Raw genomic sequence first — 23719 nt, 5'->3', positions numbered from 1 at the left:
CGGGTGGCTCATCGTGGGCGGTGGATCGCCGTCCGATGAGACCGAACGCCGGTGGCTCCTCTTCGCCGACCGGAGTCGCTCGGCGGTCAGGTGAACCAGCGTTCGGTCCCGCGCTGTGGACCGACACTAAGACCGTGTCCTATGTGGTGAGTCGATCGTTGGGCTCATCATGGGGCGGGGTACTTGGAGTTGGATTGTTCCCGATGGGTTGTGGGAGATCGCGGAGCCGCTGATCCCGCCGTCGAAGGTGCGGCCGCAGGGTGGCGGGACGCAGGACACGCCTGATGAGACGTTGTTCGCCGCGATCATCTACGTGCTGGTCAGCGGTTGCGCCCGGCGGGCACTGCCGCCGTGCTTCGGGATATCGAAGTCGACAGCCCACCGCAGGTTCCTGATCTGGTCGAGAGCCGGTGTGTGGGGCCGGCTCCACGAGGAGATCCTGCACCGCCTGGACGACGCCGGCCTGCTCGATCTGTCCCGGGCCGTGCTCGACTCCGCGCACGTGAGGGCTAAAAAGGGGGCGAACTCACAGGTCCGAGCCCCGTGGACCGGGGCAAGCCGGGTTCCAAGATGCACGTCCTGTCGGACGCGAACGGACTGCCCCTCCTTGTCGGGATCTCCGCTGCGAACACCCACGACAGCCTCGCGCTGAAGCCCATGGTCCAGGGCCACCAAACGAGACACGACCCCCACCGCGGGCGCTACTTCAAGCCCCAGCGCCTGCACGCGGACAAAGCCTACGACGTTCCTCACCTGCGGAAATGGCTGTGGGGCAAGCACATCGGCGTGCGCATCGCCCGCAAGGGAGTTGAGTCCAGCGAACGGCTAGGCCGCCGCAGATGGGTGATCGAGCGGACCATGTCCTGGCTGACCGGATACCGCAGACTTAACCACCGCTACGAACGCCACCCCCGCAACTACCTGGCCTTCCTCGGCCTCGCCGCAACCCTCTGCTGCTACAAACGACTCCTCCGACTCACCACATAGGACACGGTCTAAGGCGCGACACGGGCGGACGGCCTCCCAGATGCCGGGCCCATAGGCTTGTCCGTCGCTCCGCACAGGGGTGTCGGTCCACCACCGCAGCCCGGATAGCGCGGCGGCGACGGCCAGGACGACGAGCACAGCCGCCGCCGTCGCGCCGGGGGCCGCCACACTCCCCACGCGATCGGGAGGGAGGCCAGGCGAACCGCCGTACGGGCGGCGCGGGGCCACGGGTGCCAGACCCGCAGGTCCCGCTAGTGGCCCGCCCACGACGCGCACGCGGCCGCGCCAGTGCTTCGTCTCTACGGCACCAACCACGACGACCCCGCACCCCGGAACGCCAACGGGCCGCCGGCACCACCAGCTCTCGCTGAGAGGGCGGGAGTCCCCAGCCGGAGGTAGCGGGGCCCGAGGTGTACCTCAGGCCGAAATGAGATGCATCGAGCTCGCGTGTTCGAATTAATGTTCGATACAGTCGAGGTATAGGTGGGTCGATTGGTACTACTTTGGGGGTATCTGGGCGGAGGGTGTCATGCGAGGAAGCGTCCCTCACCTGCACGTCAGTAGTGGCTTTTCGGCCCGCTACGGTGCCTCGCATCCGCAGGCGCTCATCGCCCGGGCCACCGAGCGCGGGATCGGGACGGTGGCGCTGACCGACCGCGACATGGTCACCGGCACGGTGCGCTTCGCGAAGGCCGCCGCGGCCGCCGGGGTGAAGCCGGTGTTCGGCGTCGATCTGGGCGCCGCCCCCCACATGCCGCCCACCGACGTACGCCGCCGCACCCCGGTGCGCGGCGGTGCGCACGTAGCGGAAGCACCGTTCCGGGCGACGTTCCTGGCCCGGAACGCGCAGGGCTGGGCGCGGCTCTGCCGGATGGTGTCCGCCGCGCACGCCGAAGCCTTCCCCGCGAGCGCGCCGCCAGCAGCATCGTGGGAGATGCTCGCCCAGTACGCCGACGACGGCCTGATGGTGCTGCTCGGCCCCGCGTCGGAGCCGCTGCGGGCTCTCGCTGCCGGTCGTGCGGACATCGCCGAGCGGCTCCTCGCGCCGTGGCAGCGGGTCGTCGGTGGCGGGCTGCGGCTGGAGGTCGTGTGCTGGGGCCTGTCCGGCACCGGCCCGGGCTCGGTCCGCCTCGCCGCGCACACGCTCGCGCTCGCGGACCGTCTCGGCATTCCGGCGGTGCTGACGAACGCCGTGCGGTACGCCGACCAGTCCCAGCACCGGGTCGCGGACGTGCTGGACGCGGCCCGGCTGATGCGGCCCGTCGACCGGCGCCGGCTGGACTGCGGGGAGCGCTGGCTCAAGGACGGGCCCGCGATGACCGAGATCGCCGGGCGGGTGGCGGCCGCCGCCGGGGCCGCCCCGTCTCGCGCCGTACAGCTGATCGCCGACACAGTCGCGGTCGCGGAGGCGTGCGAGGTCGACCCGGTCCGGGACCTCGGTCTCGGGGTGCCGCATTTCCCCGAGCCGTCCGTGGTCGGCGCCGAACCGGGGCCGGAGGGGGCGATGCGGCTGCTGCGGCAGCGGTGCGAGAGCGGCATGGCCGCCCGCGGTCTCGACCGTGACCGGAGTGCGATGGACCAGCTCGACCATGAGCTCGGGACCATCGGCCGGCTGCGCTATGAGCCGTACTTCCTCGCCGTGGCCCAGGTCGTCGCCGATGTGCGGGACATGGGCATCCGGGTCGCCGCCCGCGGCTCCGGAGCCGGCTCCATGGTCAACCACAGCCTGTTCGTCGCCACCGCGAACCCACTGGAGCACCACCTGCTCTTCGAACGGTTCCTGTCCGAGCGCCGGTCGTCGCTGCCGGACATCGACATCGACGTCGAGTCCGCGCGGCGCCTGGAGGTCTACGACCGGATCATCACCCGCTTCGGGCGGGATCGGGTCGCGGTCACCGGCATGCCCGAGACCTACCGCGCCCGGCACGCCCTGCGGGACACCGGCCTCGCACTCGGGATCGCGCCCGCCACCGTGGACCGGATCGCGAAATCCTTCCCCCACATCCGGGCCTGCGACATCCGCTCCGCACTCACCGAACTGCCCGAACTCAGGGACCTCGCGGCCGAGGCCGGGCGGTTCGGGCCGTTGTGGGAGCTCGCCGAAGGGCTGGACGCGCTGCCGCGCGGGATCGCGATGCACCCCTGCGGAGTGATCCTCTCCAACACGACCCTCCTGGACCGGCTGCCGGTCCAGCCCACCCCCGGTGGCGAGTACCCGATGGTCCAGGCCGACAAGGAGGACGTCGAGGACCTGGGCCTCCTCAAGCTGGACGTGCTCGGTGTGCGGATGCAGTCCGCGATGGCGCACGCCGTCACCGAGATCCGCCGTACGACCGGACGAGCGATCGACCTCGACAACCCCGACCACGTCCCGCTGGACGACCGCTTCGCCTTCACCCTCATCCAGAACTCCGACACCATCGGCATGTTCCAGCTGGAGTCGCCCGGCCAGCAGGACCTGGTCGGCCGGCTCCAGCCCCGCGACCCGCAGGACGTCATCGCCGACATCAGCCTTTTCCGCCCGGGCCCGGTCCAGGGCGGCATGCCCGCCCTCTACATCGCCGCCCGCCACGGCGCCGCACCCACCTACCCCCACCCCGACCTGGAACCGGTCCTGCGCGACACGTACGGGGTAACGATCTGGCACGAGCAGATCATCGACATCCTCGCGGTCATGACCGGCTGCGACCGCGCCCTGGCCGAAGTCGCCCGCCGCGCCCTCAGCAACGAACAGCGCCTGCCCAAGGTCGAGGCATGGTTCCGACAACTGGCCGGTGCCCGCGGATACAGCCCGAAGGCGCTGGACGACGTCTGGGACATCGTTGCCTCGTTCGGCAGCTATGGATTCTGCAGAGCGCATGCCGTCGCTTTCGCGGTGCCAGCGCTGCAGTCCGCGTGGCTCAAGGCCCACCACCCGGCCGCCCTGTACGCGGGGCTGCTGGAGCACGACCCGGGGATGTGGCCGGCCCGGGTCATCGTCGCCGACGCCCGCCGCCACGACGTCCCCGTCCTGCCCGTCGACATCAACACCTCCAAGGCGCACTACGCGGTCGAGGAGACCGGATCCGGGTGGGGCGTGCGGATCTCCCTGTCCACCGTGCACGGCATCTCCGACGAAGAGGTCGCCCGGATCACGGAGGGCCAGCCGTACACCTCCCTGCAGGACTTCTACGCCCGCGCCCACCCCAAGCTCCCCACCGTCGAACGCCTCATCAGCATCGGCGCCCTCGACCAGCTCAAGGGGGAGGCGACGCGGCGGGACCTGCTGCTGCAGGCGACCGAGCTCCACCGCCAGGCCCGCACCCGCCCAGGTCCCGGCCAGATTCCGCTCGCCGCCAATCTCCACGCCGCCGGGCCGTCCGGGCTGCGGGAGATGACCGCCCGCGAACGGCTCGATGCCGAGCTCGGCGTCCTCAAGATCGACGTCACCCGGCACCTCATGGAGGACCACCACCGGCTGCTGCGCGAGATCGGCGCCACCGACGCCAAACACCTGCGCGCCATGCACCCCGGACAACGCGTCCTCGTCGCCGGCGTCCGCGCCTCCACCCAGACCCCGCCCATCGCGTCCGGGAAACGGATCATCTTCGTCACCCTCGAAGACGGCTCCGGCCTCGTCGACCTCGCCTTCTTCGAGAACTCCCACGAACGGTGCGCCCACACCGTCTTCCACCACGGCCTGCTCCTCGTCCGCGGCACCATCGAAGCCCGCGGACCCCGGCGCACCGTGGTCGGCGAGATGGCCTGGGACCTCGACCACCTCGCCACCGCCCGCGCCACCCACGGACCCCAGGCCGTCCTCGACCTCCTCGGCCAGGCCCCCGCGCCCACACCCGCCCAGCCCGCACCCGGGCGGACGATCCCCGACGGCACCGCGGGCGCCCGCCTGCACCCCTGGAGCGACCTCCAGCCCGCCGGGACCCGCTCGGCCGACCTCACCCGCTTCGGACACAAGAGCCCAGGGAGCGCCGGATGACCGCGAACCCCGCCTCCCCGCGACGGACCCGCGCGATCCTGCGGATCCACTTCCACCCCGCCGAGCGGAGCGAAGAACTGTACGGACAGCTGCTCACCGTCGTCGACGGCATCAGCTCCCGCGTCGAACCCCTGCCCGCCGACTGGTCCGCCTACGTCGACCTCACCGGCGCCCTCACCTACTGGGGCCAGGACGTCGAGGGGCTCGTCTCCGTGCTCCGCCTGCGCCTGCTCGCGCTCCACGGCGTCCAGAGCTCAGCCGGCGCCGGCCCCACCCGTTCCGTCGCGGCCATGGCCGCGGACGTCACCCCGCCCGGCTGCACCACGGTGGTCCGCGACGACCCGTACGAGATCGCCGCGTTCCTCCGCACCAAGCCGACCGCCGCCCTGCCGGGCATCGGCCCCAAGACCGCCCGGACGCTGGCCCGCTACGGCATCACCACCATCGGCGACATCGCCGACACCCAACTCCCCACACTCCAGCGCATCCTCGGGACCGCGGCCGCACGCCAGGCCCACGACCTCGCCCATGGCATCGACGAGCGCCCCGTCGTCCCGGGCGCCGCACCCAAGACCATGAGCGCCGGCCACCGCTTCGACCGCGACGAACTCGACCCCGACCAGCACCACCGAACCGTCCTCCGCCTCGTCCAGGAGCTCGGCGCCCGGCTGCGCACCAGCGGCGAGATCACCCCGGCGCTCACGCTCACCGTCACCTACGCCGACCGCACCCAGACCACCCGCAGCCGCACCCTCACCGAGGCGACCGCCCACACCCCCGCCCTGGCCACCACCGCCCGCGAACTCCTCACGTGCCTCGGCCTCCAACGCGCCCGCGTCCGCACACTCGCCCTACGAGCAGAACGCCTCCGCCCCGCCGAGCACACAGTCCACCAGCTCACCTTCGACGACCGGGATCACAAGCTCCGCCGCCTTGAGACGGCCCTCGACAGGGCCGCAGCCCGCTACGGCCCCGGCATCACCGGAGCCGCATCGACCTTCCCCCGGGCCGGGTGAACTGCAGTCTCCTCCGAGCAGTGGGCCGCGCCGGGCTACATGACAGGGGCCTCGCCTCACCGATGGGCCGCGCCGGGCTACACGACAAGGGCCTCGCCTCACCGATCAGAGCGAGAACCTGCTGTCGCCACGCGGTGACTGGGCTACGTTGCCAGGTGAGTTGGCGGGTGCGAGGAGGGGTGGACGTGGCGAACGGGTTGCGGTGGATATCGACCGCATACGACTTGGGTTACACCTTCACGCTGTGCGAAGGGATCGGGCCGCAGGATCTGCTGGTGCGGATGGGCGCGGAGCCGCATCACCTCCACGAGCTGGCCGATGATGTGGTGGCCGATCTCCAGATGCGGCCGGAGGACGGACATCTGAGTGACCTGGACTTTCTCGACTGCGAGGACGAGAGCCTGGTGGCCCGTCTGACGGAGGCTGGGTTTCTCTCGCATCCGGGGGTACTCGTTCGCGCGGGCGCGGTTCCTGGCTGGGCCTACGCGATCGAGAACATCACCAGCCGTGCCCCTGCCCACCTGGCGGCACTGTCGCAAGGCACTCGCGCGTACACCGTCTTCCGCAGCGTGAACGGCGAACACGAGGTCGGCTACGCCGTCGACGGCCGGGTACTGGCCTACTACCAGCCCCACGTGCGCCATCCGGGAAGTGCCGACGGCGAGCCAGGGGTGCCGGGGTTCGAGTATTCCGGCGAGGAACCACCCGACGTCGCCTTCCTCCGCTTCCTCGAACGCGAGCACGGAATCCATGTCTCGTGGGAGGACTTCCGGGCCCCGCTTTCCACCGCCGCCTTCGCGTAGGCCGCGCCCGGAGGGCGGAGGGTCCGCGCCCAGGCCGAAGGCGCGCGCCATGGCCGGTTGGGCCCGACGTGGGGGCACTGCGGGCGCCCGGCTGCCCGTCAGCGGGGTTACGCCGCAACCGGGTTGGCCGTTTTCACTCGTTCGTGACGGCAGGCCGCCCAGCAGGCAGCGAAGGAAACGTGAGGATCATCACGCCCACGGGTCACCCTGTCGATGACATGCCACACGAAGCCCACCGTTACCCCAGGTCAGAACCCGCACACCACACGTAACATCACTACGCTCCGGGGTTCGTTGATCTCTGAACGTAATATTCGTGCGGGTGCGCATGCGCGTTCGGCGGATTCGGCCGGTTGAGTGATCCGTGACGGCACCTCAAAGCCGGAACCATCCAGCCTCAACGAAGAGGATCCATGACCGACGACGTATGCGAGGAGGACGGCCGCACTCCCGTGGCCGAAGCCCCGCTCCCGCTCCCGCTGGAGTTCGAGGCCTACTACCTCACCAACCAGGAGGCGTTCCACGAGTTCGCCCTGTTCGTCCTCGGGACGAACGACCTCGCGGAGAAGGCCGTGCACCGCGCCTTCCGGGAACTCCTGCGGCACTGGGACGACCTGCTCACCGAGCCCGACCTCCCCGAGCAGGCCTGGAACATCATGCGCAGGGTCGTCATCGACGAACTCCTCGGCACGCTGCGCGAGAACATGACGGCCATGGACAGCGGCATCGGCCTGTACCCGGCGCTCTGCAAGCTGCCCTCGCGTCAGTTCGACGTGGTGGTGCTCAAGTTCATCGGCAAGTACGACACCAAGCACATCGCCTGGTACATGGGGCTCACCCCCAGCACGGTCCGCCACCACTGCCGCAAGGCCCTGGAGCGCCTGGCCCCCATCCACCGCCGCGCCACGCGGCCGATGAAGCGAAGGGACACCCTGTGACCGCCAACCCCTGGGAGAAGCTCTTCGCGGACGCCGACGCCCGCGTCCGTGAACCCCGCCGCCCCTTCGACGTCGGCGCCGGACTCCGGCGCCTCGCCCACGACATCGGCTACGTGCCCCCCACCCCCGTCGCGCCCGCGAGCCCCAACGCCCGCCGCCGCCTCGGCGCCATGGCCCGGTGCGCCGTCACCCAGGCCGGGGCGGCCGCCCACGTGGAAAAGCTGACCGCGCTCCTGGGCCCCGACGAGAACGAGGACAGCGTCACCGAGTTCGACGGCTGGACCAATGGCGTCGACATCGACGGCGTGCAGGTCTTCGCGTGCACGCTCTACCTCGCCCGCCATCCCGAGAGCGCCAGGTTCTGGTGGAGGTTCGCGGCCGGCGCCGGGCACAACGGCGCCGCGTACTGCCTCTACCTGGACCACCTCGGCCTCGGCGAAGAACGCGAAGCCCGGTTCTGGAAGAAGCAGGTCACCACGACCCTGTTCTCCTCCGGCCCGAGCCGAACCCCCGACCCGGAGGAGTTCCTCAAGGCCCTGGACTCCCTGACCGGGTACTTCGTCCGCAACCCCACCTGCCGGGCCATCACCACCGGGCACCTGGAGGCCGACGTCGAGCGCGTCGTCGACCGCTACACCGACGGCCTCGTCTGCCGCCCCGACGCCCGCATCGCCGACCACATCCACACACTCGTCGGCCGCCCCTGACCAGAGCCCGACGGGGCCGAAGGTTCCTAGCCGCCCAACCCCGCCGAACTCCGCAAGCACCCGAAGAACGGAGCACCACCATGCACACTAACCGCCGATCCGAACCCGCGGACGAGCCCCCGCAGAAACGTCCCGAACCCACCTGGCTCGCCCGCCGCCGCCACGCCCTGCTCTCCAGCGCCCTCCGCGGCGCCGCCTACGCCACCGGAGCAGGCATCGTCGGACTCGGCTTCTGGCTGATCCAGCAGAACCTGTAACCCCTGCTGGCACCGGGGCCCGGCGGACCACCGCGGGCTGGGGCTTCACCCTCGCACTCTGACCAGCAGGAGGCCCTCACCGCGATCGGTGAGGGCCTCCTGCTGGTCGGGAGGATGGCCGGTGGTCGGCCGACCTCCCCACCAGGCCGACATCGATGCCGCCGCCGCCGATGTCCGGGCCTCGCCGGCGGCCGATATCGAGCGCGCCCGGCGGGCGTTTCTGGACTCGGCACCGCTCGGCGAGCTGGACGCCGACCCGATCGGCGGCCGCGCTCGCTTTCGGCGCGCTACGGGAAAGCCCCGGCGGTCCAGTGGACTGCCGGGGCCGCCGCGGACCGGTCGTACTCCATCCCAGGACCAAGCCTGTAAGGCACCAGCCCTACTCCACACACTCCATGTCGGTGCGGTCTACGAGCGAGCGTATGCGCCCACCCTTCCGTGCGGGCGTTCGAGAGTGAACGCAGACGGGTGTCCTTGGAGGGAGGCGCGGACGTGCTCTGCGGGACATGACCACCATGCCGACCCCGCACACTGCCCGACAGAGCCAGGACCCCGGATGGGGCGTCACCGCCTCCTGAACGACCGCCGCGGCGCCCCGGAGCTGTCCTCCGGGGCGCCGCGGCGTCACTGCTGGGCGGTGTGGACGTGGCGTCCGAGGAAGAGGGCCGTGTACTCGATCTCCTGCTCGGTGGTGGTGGAGTAGTCGATGCGGCCGGTGCTGACCGGGCTGGCGGTACAGGCAGCGGGCCAGGCCCCGGCACACGAGATGACGGCGCCGGTTGGGGGTTGTGGTGCCGGCCGGGACGACGATCGCGGTGCCGCCGCCGGGCCGGGACTCCAGCGCCCCGTTGATGATGCTGTCGTTCTCCGTGGTCACCACGGTGATGGAGTAGCCCAGGCGCTCCTCGAACACGGCGACCAAGTCCCCGAGCGGATCCGTAGGGTCCAGGGGAGGGATCCGGAGATCCCGGACCGTCGCCTGCACCCGCTTCACGAGCTTCCGATGGGTGTTCCACCGCACCACCGCCACCTCATCCTGTCTCGTCCACCATCCGGCCCGGTAGCGTCCCTGCTGAGCTCACGCAGCACTGAACACGTGGGCGGGGCCGTCGCGCCACACCACCCACTGCGGGCCGTCCAGAATCTCTTCCGGTTCGGCAACGCCGGCACCTTCGAGGAACACGACCAGGTCGTGGTCACCGTATGCGGTACCGAGGATCTCGTCCCGGCCTCTGCCGTGCACGGCGACCCGCTGACCACCCGAGACAGAGGGCCGGTGCACGACGATCGGCGCACGGGTCACGCCTCCAGCCTGGCCCGCTCCAGTTCGACACGCGAGTCGGACCAGTGCCCCACCGCAGCGCGTTCTGTCCGGTCTCGGGCCCCGCCCGTCAGCCGACGTGCGCTACGACGGCAGCGGCGTTGTCCGCGTACCGATCGAGCAGTGCGCGGGCCCGCCGGACGGCGACTTCGACGAGGTGCTGGGCGCCCTTGTGCTGCTCGCCGGTGATCAGTTGGGGGCACCAGCCGCTCCGTGGAGACGTTCACGCTGAACGGGCCGCCGGGGGCGGCGGGGCCGGCGCCGAGGTCGGGGCCGCCGACGATCATCCGCGTCGGTGTGCAGCGGACGTTTGTTCCTGCGGCTCGTCCACCCCAGTGACTGCCAGTTTTGCTGGCGCGGTGGCCAGTCTCCTGGTAGACCCAGCAGGCAAGACCCTGACTGACGCAGTGACGGCCCGGGTTCGGCTGCACAATAATGATGCCAGCACGCGCCCACCCGATATACCGAAATCACATAAGGAGATGTCTTGCCTCGTTGGATAGTCGTTGCAACAGTACTGGATGCCGAGTCGACAAGAGTCCGAAATCTTGCCAATCTAGAATGCGACGAAGCGGAAGCCAAAAGGAAGTTCTTCGAGATACTCAACACTTACGATCGAGGCGTATCCAAAGTCATTCGACGCGAGATTTTCAAGTTTACGGAAAATTCATACCTCGTAAGGGTGTCAGGCAGAATGTCGGAAGTCGAGCACTTTATTCAGATGGCGAGGATAGTAGCCGACACCAAGGATCCGGGCGTTCCTGATTCGCTCGCGTGACTACCGAAAGGTAGGCTTTAGGAGATCAAAACAAGTGAGGGGGAGAGGCCTGACTGCCTCTCCCCCTCACCGCGTTGCGGACTTACTTCACCTGAAAGCTAAACGTGTCCGCCGGGTCTATCTTCTGCTTTTGTACCACCTGTAGGTACGCTTGATGCCGCGCCATCCTCCTCGCGCGAATCCGTACCCTGACCCCCAGAATCCACCAGCTGCTGCACCTTGAAGAGCGTAGCTTCCGCAGCTGTTCCAGGCCCTCTTGTAGGCGCAGTAGCCCAGGCCGGCGCCGAATCCGACGAAGGCTCCTCGGCTGGCGTACTTACGGCCGTAGTCGACCGCACGCCACCTGTTCTTCCATCCCCACTTTCTTGGCTTGCTGTTCCAGGCCCGGGAACCGTACCGCTTGGCAGCGTTCCAGCCGCGACTGATCCATCCCCAACGTCGTCCGTCGAGGTCGTATTTGTTGAGGGGGTCGGCGGTGACGTATTCGTAGGCGTTGGCGTTGCCTCCGTATACGGGGTCGATGCTGAGGAAGCGTCCGGTGGTGGGGTTGTAGAGGCGGACGCCCATGAGTGTGAGGTTGTTGGGTGTTTCGGTGGAGCGTTGTTTGGCGCCGAGCCAGTTGTAGCGGGTGGGGGTTTGGCCGGTGCGGGGGTTTCCGTATTCGTCGCTGTCGAGTGCGACGGGGGGGTTGTTGATGTCCAGCGGGAGTTGCAGGGCGATGTCGCCGTGGATGGTTGTGAGGTGGAGGACGGTGTCGCCGGTTTTGGTGGTGGTGGCGGCGAGGTCTCCGGAGGTGGATTCGATGTTGCGGGTGAGGGTGCCGGTGGTGTCCTCGGTGATCCAGCGGGGGCTGTCGCTGTCGCTGTCGTAGTGGTTGGTCTTGGCTCCGGTCTGGGTCCAGGTGGTGCCGGTGGCGGTTTCGGTCGTCCAGGAGCGGAAGCGCAGTGCGGCGTCGAGCTGCCAGGTCTGGCGTTCGGTGCTGGTGGTGACCTGGTGGGCGAGGTCGTTGGCGTAGTAGCCGACGGTGCTGCCGGGCAGTGCGGTGGTACGGCCGAGGTTGTCGTAGGTGTAGCCGGTGTCGACGAGCCGGTCGGCGCTGTCGTAGGTGTGGGTGGTGGTGGTGCCGCCGGTGGTGGGGCAGGCCTCGGTGGGCTCGCCGGTGGCGGTGGTCAGGCCGGTGCGGTTGGTGCGTTTGTCGAAGGTGTAGGTGCGGCGGGTGCAGGTCTCGCCGGCGGTGTCGTGGACGTTGGTGAGGCGGCCGGCCTTGTCGTACTTGTAGTTCTGGGCGGACCAGCCCTGGTGGCTGGTGACCTGGCCGTGGGCGGACTCGGTGACGGTGTCGGTGTAGAGGCTCGTGCCGTCACTGTCGCGGGTGTAGGCCCGTGAGACAGCGGCTCCGGTCGGGTCCTCGGTGGCGGTCATGGTGTATCCGCCGGGCAGTTTCTCTGTGGCCAGGGATCCGTCGGCGTCGTAGGACGGGACGAAGTCACCGGCGACGGAGTCGCTGATCTTGGTGGTCAGGCCGCGGGGCTCGAGGTTGTGGTTGTAGGTGTAGGTGGTGGTCGAGGGGACCGTGTCGGACAGCTTGACGGGCCGGTCGAGCAGGTCGTACTCGGTCGTGGTCTTCCCCCCGTCGGCGTCGGTGTAGGTCGCCTGGCGGCCGAGCTTGTCGTAGGTCTTGGTGATGGTGCCCGCGGTCGGGGAGGTGATCTTGGTGATCTGGCCGGTGACCGTGTCGTACTCGTTGGTCGTCTCGGGGACGGCCTGGCCCAGGCCGCCGGTGACGGTGGTCTTCAGCGGGCGGGCGGCCGAGTCGTGGGTTGTGGTGGTCGTGCGGGTGGTGCCGTTGGCGGTGTCGGTGGCCTGGGTGACCTGGCCGAAGTACCCGTACTCGGTCGTCGTGTCGGGGAGATTGGCGGGCTGGCTGCCGCCGCCGGTGATGGCGCCTGCGGGACCGGTCCAGCAGGGCTGGTCGGCCCACTCGGGGCGGCCCTTGCACCATCCGGTGCCGTCCGCTGCCCAGTACTCGGTGATCCGGGTGGCGGCGTCGCTTCCGGTGCTGCCGGGCAGCCCCTGGGAGATGACACGGCCCTGGGCGTCGTAGCCGGTGGAGGTTCCCAGGTTCAGGCCTCCGGCGTCCTGGAGGGACAGCACGGGCAGGCCCTTCACCCAGTCGTACTGCGTCTGGGTGACGCGCTTCTCACCCATGAGGGAGTAGTGGTCCCGCACCCGGGCGCCGGTGATTTCCAGGGTGACCTGGTCCTTGACCGTCGCAGTTCCGTTGGTGGGGCGGCCCTCGTCGTATTCCTTGACCGTCCAGGAACGGGCCGGAACCGAGGTGCCGGCCGGAACGACCGTGGTGGTGCCGTCCTTGAGGTCCTCGGCCAGGTCCACACGGTGCAGCGGCCCGAACTCCTCCAGCTCGCGGGTACCTGTCTCGTTGTAGAGCGAGGTGGTCGACAGCACCTGAGCACGCTCGGACGAGGACTGGGCGATGATGCCCAGGTCGGTGAGGGTCTCCTTGTGCGCGTCGGTGGCGCCGAGCGCGAGTTCCCGGTTCCCGGCCGTCAGCTCACGGACGGTGTTGCCGAACCGGTCGTACTCGGTCGTGGTGATGTTCGCACCCGGGCTGAGGCTGTTGACCTGACGGCCGGAGACGTTCAGGTAGTTCACTGCGGCCCGCGCGTAGTTGCCGGGCGCCAGGTCCTCACCGGAGTTCGAGGTGGGAACGACGTCGGCGGGAAAGACGGCGGTGGCGTCGGTCGGGGCGTCGAACTGCCCCCACGCGGCCACGTTGCCGGCGCCCATCGCCACCGGAGCCTTGGCCCCGGTCAGCGGCACGCCGTAGACGACGGTGCTGACAGCGGTGCCTTCAGTCTGGTCGAGCGTGCCCTGCTTGAGTCCGGCACGTGAGACGTTCAGCAGCATGCCGTCGTTGGGGACCGAACCGCTGCCGGCGTTGCCGTAGTCGAAGGAGTAGGGCAGCTGCCCGTCCGATTCGGTCCATGTCACCCGGTCGCCCCAGTAGGCGTACTGGGTCTGGGCCTGCCGGCCTACCCGCGGGTCCCAGGACTGGCGCAGGGCGCCGGTGGAGTCGTAGCGGTAGCCCGCCACCGCGGTCGCCGTCGCGGCGGCGGCGCCGGGCGCGGTCGCCCACAGCTTGATCTGCTTGACCTGTCCGGTGAAGTCACCGAACTGGGCGTCCGAGCCGGTGCCCGTCGCCGTGGTGGCGGTGGCGTACTCGAACTCCAGCACCCGGCAGCCCTTGGTCGCCGGAGCGGTCTCGCAGGCCGCAGTCGTGACCGCGGAGGTCGGGGCGATGACCCGCTTGGGCCGCGCGAGCTTCTTGCCCGCCACGGTCACCGTCTCAGAGACGATCTTCGTGGTGGAATGCGTCAGCCCGTCCACCAGCGTGCTGGAAACCTGCCACGTCGTCGCGGCCGGATCGGGCTTGGTGAACGTGGTCACCGAGCCTTCGGTGTCCGACAGGGTGAACGTGGTGCCTACCGTGCCCTTGAGCGTCAGGCTTTCCAGCCCCGGCTCCGATACCCAGCCGGTCTTGGCGGCGTTGGCGGTGAAGTGGAGCGCGTCGCCCTCGAGCATCACCACGTCGACCGCGGTGTCGGAGACCCTGCGGACGTGGGAGTACTCGGACTCGCTGAGCTCGGCGACCGTGCCAGCCACCCAGTGCTTGCCGAAGATCGGGGCCTGGCCCTCCTGCTTGGCCGCCTTGTCCGGCACCCGCGAGGACGCCGTACGCGTGACCGACATCTCGAAGGCGGAGGCGTCCGTCTCGGAGAGGGTGTAGTCACCGGTCAGCAGGTTCAGAGAGCCGGGTCCGACCTCGGTCGTGGCCGCACCGTCGGCGTTGCGGTCCACCACCAGGTTCAGGGCGGGAGACGCGCTGGCCGCCGAGTTGGGGCCGGTGAAGTCGGCCTTCAGCTGGATGCTGCCGTCAGGGTTGACGGTGTCGGTGGTGTTCCACACCAGCGGAGCGTTCTTCCCGTTGACCAGCGGAACCGGCCAGGCCGTCAGCGCGGTGCCTCCGGAGGTGACGTCACCTGCGGGGATCTTCACCCACGGGTCGGCCTCCGAGCGGCGCCAGGAGAAGGACACCTGGTTGTATTTGCCCGCTTCGGCCTCGGCCACCAGCGGCAGACGCCGCGCGGTGCGTTCTCCCTCCGAGGGCTGGGAGAACCCGCCCGAACCGGCGTGGAAGATGTACTCGCGGGCCTCGGACTTGTTGTCCGCCTTGTCGGCCGACCGCACCTGCAGGGTGTGGGTGCCGTTACGGGGCGGGGTCACGCTGATCGCCTTCGCCGCGGACGAGCCGCCGGTGACGACCTTCGTCCAGGTCACCCCGTCCAGCGACCACTCCAGCCAGTTGTGATCAGCGGCCGGCGGCGTCACCGTGAACGTGCCCGGCTGGCCCGCGCCCTTGACCCACTGCCCGGAGGGGTAGTCGGTGGAGGTGATCTGCGTCGGCGCCGACGGTGCGGAGGTATCGACCGTGAACGTCTTCCACGCCGACCAGCCGGTGTTGTAGTGCGCCCCGTCGTAGGGGCTGGTGCGGAACTTGTAGGTCTTCCCGTTGACCAGCACGCCGGCGGGGACCGTCACGGACGCGGCCTGGCCCGATGCCACGTACTTCGAGACGATCGGACTGCCGACCTGCGTGTTGGTGACGTTGTCGTAGACCTGGAAGGTCCCGTTGACCTTGTCACCGTTCGCGTCGACGAACGTGTCCCGCAGCGTCGGTGTGAGGGTGTTCACGACGTAGTTGCCGGCGTAGGAGAAGAACGGAGGACCGGCCTCCTGCTTGGTACCCGTGCGCGGCCGGTGGTTGTAGGTCACCGACAGCTTCGGCGGGTTCTTCGCCGCGTTGGCGGAGTTCACCCGCTTCCACTGGGCCGTCACCGTCTCGCTGGTGGCCCGCAGACCCGTGTGCCCGCGGGTCGCCTTGGCACTGGCCCACTCCTGCGCCAGCGCCGTCACATCGGCGTTGATCCAGCCGTCCGTGACCGAGCCGCAGGCAGGGTTGCCCTTTGTCTCAGTGGAGGTGGCCTTCTTCGCCGTCCAGGCCGGCTGCGCGGTCCAGCGCGACGAGGTGGCCGGAGCCCCGGTGGACCACACCTCCCACGGATACGCCTTGCAGTCGGTGTTCGCAGAGTGGAAGTTCCACAGGCTCAGCTTCGCGCTGGAGACCAGCGAGTCCGCGATCGGCGCCGTGTTCCAGGTGATGAAGGAACGGGCCGTCCGGGGTGTCCCGTTCGCGTTCGTCGTGCCCGGGTTGCCGAGGTCGAGCTCGGTATCGGTGGACAGATCGGTCGTCTCACCCTGCTGCACATAGGTGTCGAACAGGTTCCCCAGCGCCGAGGTCGAAGGATCGACCGTGACCGGGTACTGCGTCTTCGGGTCCGCCAGGAACTCGGCGTCTGGCGTGACCACCAGGTCCACACCGCCCGGCGACTTCACGACCTTCATCGCGACGGGAGAACGCCGGGTGTGCTCGCCGGAGGCCTTGTCGACGCTCGCGTCCCACATCACCGGCGCCGGCATCACGGCCGTCTTCTTCGACTTCTTGTCCGTGAAGAGGACGCTGCCGTCCTTCTGCTGCTTGACCTTCAGACCCTTGGTCCTCAGCGGAAGCGTGTAGGAGAAACCCGCGGCAGGCGGGTTCTTCAGCTCGACAAACTGCTCGAACCCGGTACGGGTTGCCTCGACAATCACGTCGGCACCGGGCACCGCGTTGACATACGTGGCACGCGTCCCGTCAAGCTCGGGCGCCGGCAGACCGCCTCGCCACTGCAGCGTGATCTGCCCGTCACCCTCGCCCAGGGTCACCAGGTCAGTAGCGGGCGCCGCCTGAGAAGCCTTCAGCGACGAAGCTCTCTTCCCAGTCTTCCCTGACAGCCGCAGCCCTTCCGGATGAGCATGCGGGGCGACCGACCCGTCGGGCAATGCCTCCAGATCCACATTCACATCGCGCCACTGATCGGAATCATCCCTGAACCGGACAGGGCCAGCCGCGATCTCCGTCGTGAGGGAACCGTCCTTATTCACCCACGTCGTGGAGGAATCGGTCCTCTCCGACAGAGCTTCCACCCGTTTGCCCGACAAGCGGGCAAGGACACGGGCCGACGAAAGATCCCCTGCCTCCGTCGCGTACTTCCGCGATTCCTTGTCCGCAGGCTGGGCACTCTGCCCGGCAGGACCGGCAATCGCCGTCTCCGCCCCCTGCAGCACCGTAACCGCCATGGTCAGCGCGATGGACGTGGCAACCCCACGCTTCCACGCACCAGGCGCAGGCCGGGCAACACGGTGCCAGGCCGTAAACCGTTGATTCATCGAGAGAAACCCCCCAAGAAAAGCTGCCTTTTGGCAGCAAGGGAAACTAACCAACGTCAAAAGATGGCAAAGAGGGCTAACTGACCACAAAGGAGATCTTCACACAACGGTCACGAAAAACTTGTCTGGAAACAGCTCCACTCACAGGGAACTCTGAAACCAGACAACAAGCACGAAACGAACCTCCCCAAGCGGCACCCCCACCTCAACAAAACCCCACGAGGTAGCTCGCAGGCTCGGCCTTGCCTCAAGCCGCGACGAGGGGTCCCCGCGACGCGGGAGGCGCGGATGCCTTGCGAACCGAAGCGTCATGCCCAGGTCAACTCTCATTTGAGTGAAGGAAGTTGATGCCCCTCAGTTGTAGGCGGGACCTTTGGTTTGCAAGCAAAGGGTCCGGCCGTGTGAGGGAGGGGATGCGCGTGACGGTCGCTTCGCGCGGCACTCCAGATCCTGCATTCGTGGGGTTTTGTTGAGGTGGGGGTGCCGCTTGGGGAGGTTCGTTTCGTGCTTGTTGTCTGGTTTCAGAGTTCCCTGTGAGTGGAGCTGTTTCCAGACAAGTTTTTCGTGACCGTTGTGTGAAGATCTCCTTTGTGGTCAGTTAGCCCTCTTTGCCATCTTTTGACGTTGGTTAGTTTCCCCTTGCTGCCAAAAGGCAGCTTTTCTTGGGGGGTTTCTCTCGATGAATCAACGGTTTACGGCCTGGCACCGTGTTGCCCGGCCTGCGCCTGGTGCGTGGAAGCGTGGGGTTGCCACGTCCATCGCGCTGACCATGGCGGTTACGGTGCTGCAGGGGGCGGAGACGGCGATTGCCGGTCCTGCCGGGCAGAGTGCCCAGCCTGCGGACAAGGAATCGCGGAAGTACGCGACGGAGGCAGGGGATCTTTCGTCGGCCCGTGTCCTTGCCCGCTTGTCGGGCAAACGGGTGGAAGCTCTGTCGGAGAGGACCGATTCCTCCACGACGTGGGTGAATAAGGACGGTTCCCTCACGACGGAGATCGCGGCTGGCCCTGTCCGGTTCAGGGATGATTCCGATCAGTGGCGCGATGTGAATGTGGATCTGGAGGCATTGCCCGACGGGTCGGTCGCCCCGCATGCTCATCCGGAAGGGCTGCGGCTGTCAGGGAAGACTGGGAAGAGAGCTTCGTCGCTGAAGGCTTCTCAGGCGGCGCCCGCTACTGACCTGGTGACCCTGGGCGAGGGTGACGGGCAGATCACGCTGCAGTGGCGAGGCGGTCTGCCGGCGCCCGAGCTTGACGGGACGCGTGCCACGTATGTCAACGCGGTGCCCGGTGCCGACGTGATTGTCGAGGCAACCCGTACCGGGTTCGAGCAGTTTGTCGAGCTGAAGAACCCGCCTGCCGCGGGTTTCTCCTACACGCTTCCGCTGAGGACCAAGGGTCTGAAGGTCAAGCAGCAGAAGGACGGCAGCGTCCTCTTCACGGACAAGAAGTCGAAGAAGACGGCCGTGATGCCGGCGCCGGTGATGTGGGACGCGAGCGTCGACAAGGCCTCCGGCGAGCACACCCGGCGTTCTCCCGTCGCGATGAAGGTCGTGAAGTCGCCGGGCGGTGTGGACCTGGTGGTCACGCCAGACGCCGAGTTCCTGGCGGACCCGAAGACGCAGTACCCGGTCACGGTCGATCCTTCGACCTCGGCGCTGGGGAACCTGTTCGACACCTATGTGCAGCAGGGTGAGACGACCGATCTGTCCACCGATACCGAGCTCGACCTCGGCAACCCGGGCACGACGAACGCGAACGGGACACCCCGGACGGCCCGTTCCTTCATCACCTGGAACACGGCGCCGATCGCGGACTCGCTGGTCTCCAGCGCGAAGCTGAGCCTGTGGAACTTCCACTCTGCGAACACCGACTGCAAGGCGTATCCGTGGGAGGTGTGGTCCACCGGGGCTCCGGCCACCTCGTCGCGCTGGACCGCGCAGCCGGCCTGGACGGCGAAGAAGGCCACCTCCACTGAGACAAAGGGCAACCCTGCCTGCGGCTCGGTCACGGACGGCTGGATCAACGCCGATGTGACGGCGCTGGCGCAGGAGTGGGCCAGTGCCAAGGCGACCCGCGGGCACACGGGTCTGCGGGCCACCAGCGAGACGGTGACGGCCCAGTGGAAGCGGGTGAACTCCGCCAACGCGGCGAAGAACCCGCCGAAGCTGTCGGTGACCTACAACCACCGGCCGCGCACGGGTACCAAGCAGGAGGCCGGTCCTCCGTTCTTCTCCTACGCCGGCAACTACGTCGTGAACACCCTCACACCGACGCTGCGGGACACGTTCGTCGACGCGAACGGTGACAAGGTCAACGGGACCTTCCAGGTCTACGACAACGTCACCAACACGCAGGTCGGCAGTCCGATCGTCTCGAAGTACGTGGCATCGGGCCAGGCCGCGTCCGTGACGGTCCCCGCCGGCGTGCTGGTCAACGGGAAGACCTACAAGTTCCGCACCAGCCCCTACGACGGGGCGCACTACAACACCGGCTGGTCGGCGTGGAAGACGTTCACGGTCGATACCTCCGCACCGTCGGCGCCGACGCAGATCACCTCCACCGACTACCCCTCCGGGCAGTGGGTCAAGGGCGCGGGCCAGCCGGGCACGTTCACGGTGACGCCGCCGGCCGCTGATCACAACTGGCTGGAGTGGTCGCTGGACGGGGTGACCTGGACGAAGGTCGTCACCGGCGGCTCGTCCGCGGCGAAGGCGATCAGCGTGACCCCGCCCCGTAACGGCACCCACACCCTGCAGGTGCGGTCGGCCGACAAGGCGGACAACAAGTCCGAGGCCCGCGAGTACATCTTCCACGCCGGTTCGGGCGGGTTCTCCCAGCCCTCGGAGGGAGAACGCACCGCGCGGCGTCTGCCGCTGGTGGCCGAGGCCGAAGCGGGCAAATACAACCAGGTGTCCTTCTCCTGGCGCCGCTCGGAGGCCGACCCGTGGGTGAAGATCCCCGCAGGTGACGTCACCTCCGGAGGCACCGCGCTGACGGCCTGGCCGGTTCCGCTGGTCAACGGGAAGAACGCTCCGCTGGTGTGGAACACCACCGACACCGTCAACCCTGACGGCAGCATCCAGCTGAAGGCCGACTTCACCGGCCCCAACTCGGCGGCCAGCGCGTCTCCCGCCCTGAACCTGGTGGTGGACCGCAACGCCGACGGTGCGGCCACGACCGAGGTCGGACCCGGCTCTCTGAACCTGCTGACCGGTGACTACACCCTCTCCGAGACGGACGCCTCCGCCTTCGAGATGTCGGTCACGCGTACGGCGTCCTCGCGGGTGCCGGACAAGGCGGCCAAGCAGGAGGGCCAGGCCCCGATCTTCGGCAAGCACTGGGTGGCTGGCACGGTCGCCGAGCTCAGCGAGTCCGAGTACTCCCACGTCCGCAGGGTCTCCGACACCGCGGTCGACGTGGTGATGCTCGAGGGCGACGCGCTCCACTTCACCGCCAACGCCGCCAAGACCGGCTGGGTATCGGAGCCGGGGCTGGAAAGCCTGACGCTCAAGGGCACGGTAGGCACCACGTTCACCCTGTCGGACACCGAAGGCTCGGTGACCACGTTCACCAAGCCCGATCCGGCCGCGACGACGTGGCAGGTTTCCAGCACGCTGGTGGACGGGCTGACGCATTCCACCACGAAGATCGTCTCTGAGACGGTGACCGTGGCGGGCAAGAAGCTCGCGCGGCCCAAGCGGGTCATCGCCCCGACCTCCGCGGTCACGACTGCGGCCTGCGAGACCGCTCCGGCGACCAAGGGCTGCCGGGTGCTGGAGTTCGAGTACGCCACCGCCACCACGGCGACGGGCACCGGCTCGGACGCCCAGTTCGGTGACTTCACCGGACAGGTCAAGCAGATCAAGCTGTGGGCGACCGCGCCCGGCGCCGCCGCCGCGACGGCGACCGCGGTGGCGGGCTACCGCTACGACTCCACCGGCGCCCTGCGCCAGTCCTGGGACCCGCGGGTAGGCCGGCAGGCCCAGACCCAGTACGCCTACTGGGGCGACCGGGTGACATGGACCGAATCGGACGGGCAGCTGCCCTACTCCTTCGACTACGGCAACGCCGGCAGCGGTTCGGTCCCCAACGACGGCATGCTGCTGAACGTCTCACGTGCCGGACTCAAGCAGGGCACGCTCGACCAGACTGAAGGCACCGCTGTCAGCACCGTCGTCTACGGCGTGCCGCTGACCGGGGCCAAGGCTCCGGTGGCGATGGGCGCCGGCAACGTGGCCGCGTGGGGGCAGTTCGACGCCCCGACCGACGCCACCGCCGTCTTTCCCGCCGACGTCGTTCCCACCTCGAACTCCGGTGAGGACCTGGCGCCCGGCAACTACGCGCGGGCCGCAGTGAACTACCTGAACGTCTCCGGCCGTCAGGTCAACAGCCTCAGCCCGGGTGCGAACATCACCACGACCGAGTACGACCGGTTCGGCAACACCGTCCGTGAGCTGACGGCCGGGAACCGGGAACTCGCGCTCGGCGCCACCGACGCGCACAAGGAGACCCTCACCGACCTGGGCATCATCGCCCAGTCCTCGTCCGAGCGTGCTCAGGTGCTGTCGACCACCTCGCTCTACAACGAGACAGGTACCCGCGAGCTGGAGGAGTTCGGGCCGCTGCACCGTGTGGACCTGGCCGAGGACCTCAAGGACGGCACCACCACGGTCGTTCCGGCCGGCACCTCGGTTCCGGCCCGTTCCTGGACGGTCAAGGAATACGACGAGGGCCGCCCCACCAACGGAACTGCGACGGTCAAGGACCAGGTCACCCTGGAAATCACCGGCGCCCGGGTGCGGGACCACTACTCCCTCATGGGTGAGAAGCGCGTCACCCAGACGCAGTACGACTGGGTGAAGGGCCTGCCCGTGCTGTCCCTCCAGGACGCCGGAGGCCTGAACCTGGGAACCTCCACCGGCTACGACGCCCAGGGCCGTGTCATCTCCCAGGGGCTGCCCGGCAGCACCGGAAGCGACGCCGCCACCCGGATCACCGAGTACTGGGCAGCGGACGGCACCGGATGGTGCAAGGGCCGCCCCGAGTGGGCCGACCAGCCCTGCTGGACCGGTCCCGCAGGCGCCATCACCGGCGGCGGCAGCCAGCCCGCCAATCTCCCCGACACGACGACCGAGTACGGGTACTTCGGCCAGGTCACCCAGGCCACCGACACCGCCAACGGCACCACCCGCACGACCACCACAACCCACGACTCGGCCGCCCGCCCGCTGAAGACCACCGTCACCGGCGGCCTGGGCCAGGCCGTCCCCGAGACGACCAACGAGTACGACACGGTCACCGGCCAGATCACCAAGATCACCTCCCCGACCGCGGGCACCATCACCAAGACCTACGACAAGCTCGGCCGCCAGGCGACCTACACCGACGCCGACGGGGGAAGACCACGACCGAGTACGACCTGCTCGACCGGCCCGTCAAGCTGTCCGACACGGTCCCCTCGACCACCACCTACACCTACAACCACAACCTCGAGCCCCGCGGCCTGACCACCAAGATCAGCGACTCCGTCGCCGGTGACTTCGTCCCGTCCTACGACGCCGACGGATCCCTGGCCACAGAGAAACTGCCCGGCGGATACACCATGACCGCCACCGAGGACCCGACCGGAGCCGCTGTCTCACGGGCCTACACCCGCGACAGTGACGGCACGAGCCTCTACACCGACACCGTCACCGAGTCCGCCCACGGCCAGGTCACCAGCCACCAGGGCTGGTCCGCCCAGAACTACAAGTACGACAAGGCCGGCCGCCTCACCAACGTCCACGACACCGCCGGCGAGACCTGCACCCGCCGCACCTACACCTTCGACAAACGCACCAACCGCACCGGCCTGACCACCGCCACCGGCGAGCCCACCGAGGCCTGCCCCACCACCGGCGGCACCACCACCACCCACACCTACGACAGCGCCGACCGGCTCGTCGACACCGGCTACACCTACGACAACCTCGGCCGTACCACCGCACTGCCCGGCAGCACCGTCGGCTACTACGCCAACGACCTCGCCCACCAGGTCACCACCAGCACCGAACGCCAGACCTGGCAGCTCGACGCCGCACTGCGCTTCCGCTCCTGGACGACCGAAACCGCCACCGGCACCACCTGGACCCAGACCGGAGCCAAGACCAACCACTACGACAGCGACAGCGACAGCCCCCGCTGGATCACCGAGGACACCACCGGCACCCTCACCCGCAACATCGAATCCACCTCCGGAGACCTCGCCGCCACCACCACCAAAACCGGCGACACCGTCCTCCACCTCACAACCATCCACGGCGACATCGCCCTGCAACTCCCGCTGGACATCAACAACCCCCCCGTCGCACTCGACAGCGACGAATACGGAAACCCCCGCACCGGCCAAACCCCCACCCGCTACAACTGGCTCGGCGCCAAACAACGCTCCACCGAAACACCCAACAACCTCACACTCATGGGCGTCCGCCTCTACAACCCCACCACCGGACGCTTCCTCAGCATCGACCCCGTATACGGAGGCAACGCCAACGCCTACGAATACGTCACCGCCGACCCCCTCAACAAATACGACCTCGACGGACGA

9 protein-coding genes and 1 pseudogene are annotated in these 23719 nt (G+C 68.6%); 8 read left to right on the top strand and 2 right to left on the bottom strand.

The window, feature by feature from the left end; genetic code table 11:
- Nucleotides 1-169: 169 nt before the first annotated feature.
- The 7 genes from OG245_RS37380 to OG245_RS37350 all read left to right on the top strand — a co-directional run bounded on the left by OG245_RS37380 (nucleotide 170) and on the right by OG245_RS37350 (nucleotide 8684).
- Nucleotides 170-987 (top strand): IS5 family transposase gene (locus tag OG245_RS37380; protein WP_331745261.1). Its coding sequence is split into 2 segments (ribosomal slippage): nucleotides 170-512 and nucleotides 512-987, totalling 819 coding nucleotides; the frame shifts between segments, so codons are not numbered across the junction.
- Between the two features lie 529 nt (nucleotides 988-1516).
- On the top strand, nucleotides 1517-4963 hold the full coding sequence (locus tag OG245_RS37375; RefSeq protein ID WP_331745258.1) for a DNA polymerase III subunit alpha: 3447 nt from the start codon (nucleotides 1517-1519) through the stop codon (nucleotides 4961-4963).
- Nucleotides 4960-5979 carry a helix-hairpin-helix domain-containing protein gene (locus tag OG245_RS37370; protein ID WP_331745255.1) on the top strand — a complete coding sequence of 340 codons (1020 nt, stop codon included), beginning with the start codon at nucleotides 4960-4962 and terminating at the stop codon, nucleotides 5977-5979. The genes OG245_RS37375 and OG245_RS37370 overlap by 4 nt, the downstream gene beginning before the upstream one ends.
- A 179-nt stretch (nucleotides 5980-6158) precedes the next feature.
- The gene (locus tag OG245_RS37365) at nucleotides 6159-6782 is read left to right on the top strand and encodes a DUF6461 domain-containing protein (RefSeq protein WP_331745253.1); all 624 of its coding nucleotides are present in this window, start codon (nucleotides 6159-6161) and stop codon (nucleotides 6780-6782) included.
- A 413-nt stretch (nucleotides 6783-7195) separates the two neighbouring features.
- Nucleotides 7196-7720, top strand: coding sequence for a sigma-70 family RNA polymerase sigma factor (locus OG245_RS37360; protein WP_331745250.1), 525 nt, complete (start codon nucleotides 7196-7198; stop codon nucleotides 7718-7720).
- On the top strand, nucleotides 7717-8427 hold the full coding sequence (locus OG245_RS37355) for a hypothetical protein (protein ID WP_331745247.1): 711 nt from the start codon (nucleotides 7717-7719) through the stop codon (nucleotides 8425-8427). The genes OG245_RS37360 and OG245_RS37355 overlap by 4 nt, the downstream gene beginning before the upstream one ends.
- 80 nt (nucleotides 8428-8507) lie before the next feature.
- The gene (locus OG245_RS37350; protein WP_326621670.1) at nucleotides 8508-8684 is read left to right on the top strand and encodes a hypothetical protein; all 177 of its coding nucleotides are present in this window, start codon (nucleotides 8508-8510) and stop codon (nucleotides 8682-8684) included.
- A gap of 1078 nt (nucleotides 8685-9762) precedes the next feature.
- Here OG245_RS37350 and OG245_RS37345 read toward each other — a convergent pair.
- Both OG245_RS37345 and OG245_RS37340 read right to left on the bottom strand, forming a co-directional pair.
- A complete protein-coding gene (locus OG245_RS37345) occupies nucleotides 9763-9987 on the bottom strand; it encodes a hypothetical protein (protein ID WP_331745240.1) in 225 nt (74 codons plus the stop codon).
- Between the two features lie 913 nt (nucleotides 9988-10900).
- Nucleotides 10901-17041: an RHS repeat-associated core domain-containing protein gene (locus OG245_RS37340; protein WP_331745235.1), complete on the bottom strand. Its 6141-nt coding sequence runs from the start codon at nucleotides 17039-17041 to the stop codon at nucleotides 10901-10903.
- Between the two features lie 859 nt (nucleotides 17042-17900).
- Here OG245_RS37340 and OG245_RS37335 point away from each other — a divergent pair.
- A pseudogene (locus OG245_RS37335) lies at nucleotides 17901-23719 on the top strand (RHS repeat-associated core domain-containing protein); the annotation flags it as partial.

The sequence above is a fragment of the Streptomyces sp. NBC_01116 genome (assembly GCF_041435495.1).
Classification (GTDB): domain Bacteria; phylum Actinomycetota; class Actinomycetes; order Streptomycetales; family Streptomycetaceae; genus Streptomyces.
This window is presented reverse-complemented; position numbering and strand designations above follow the sequence as displayed.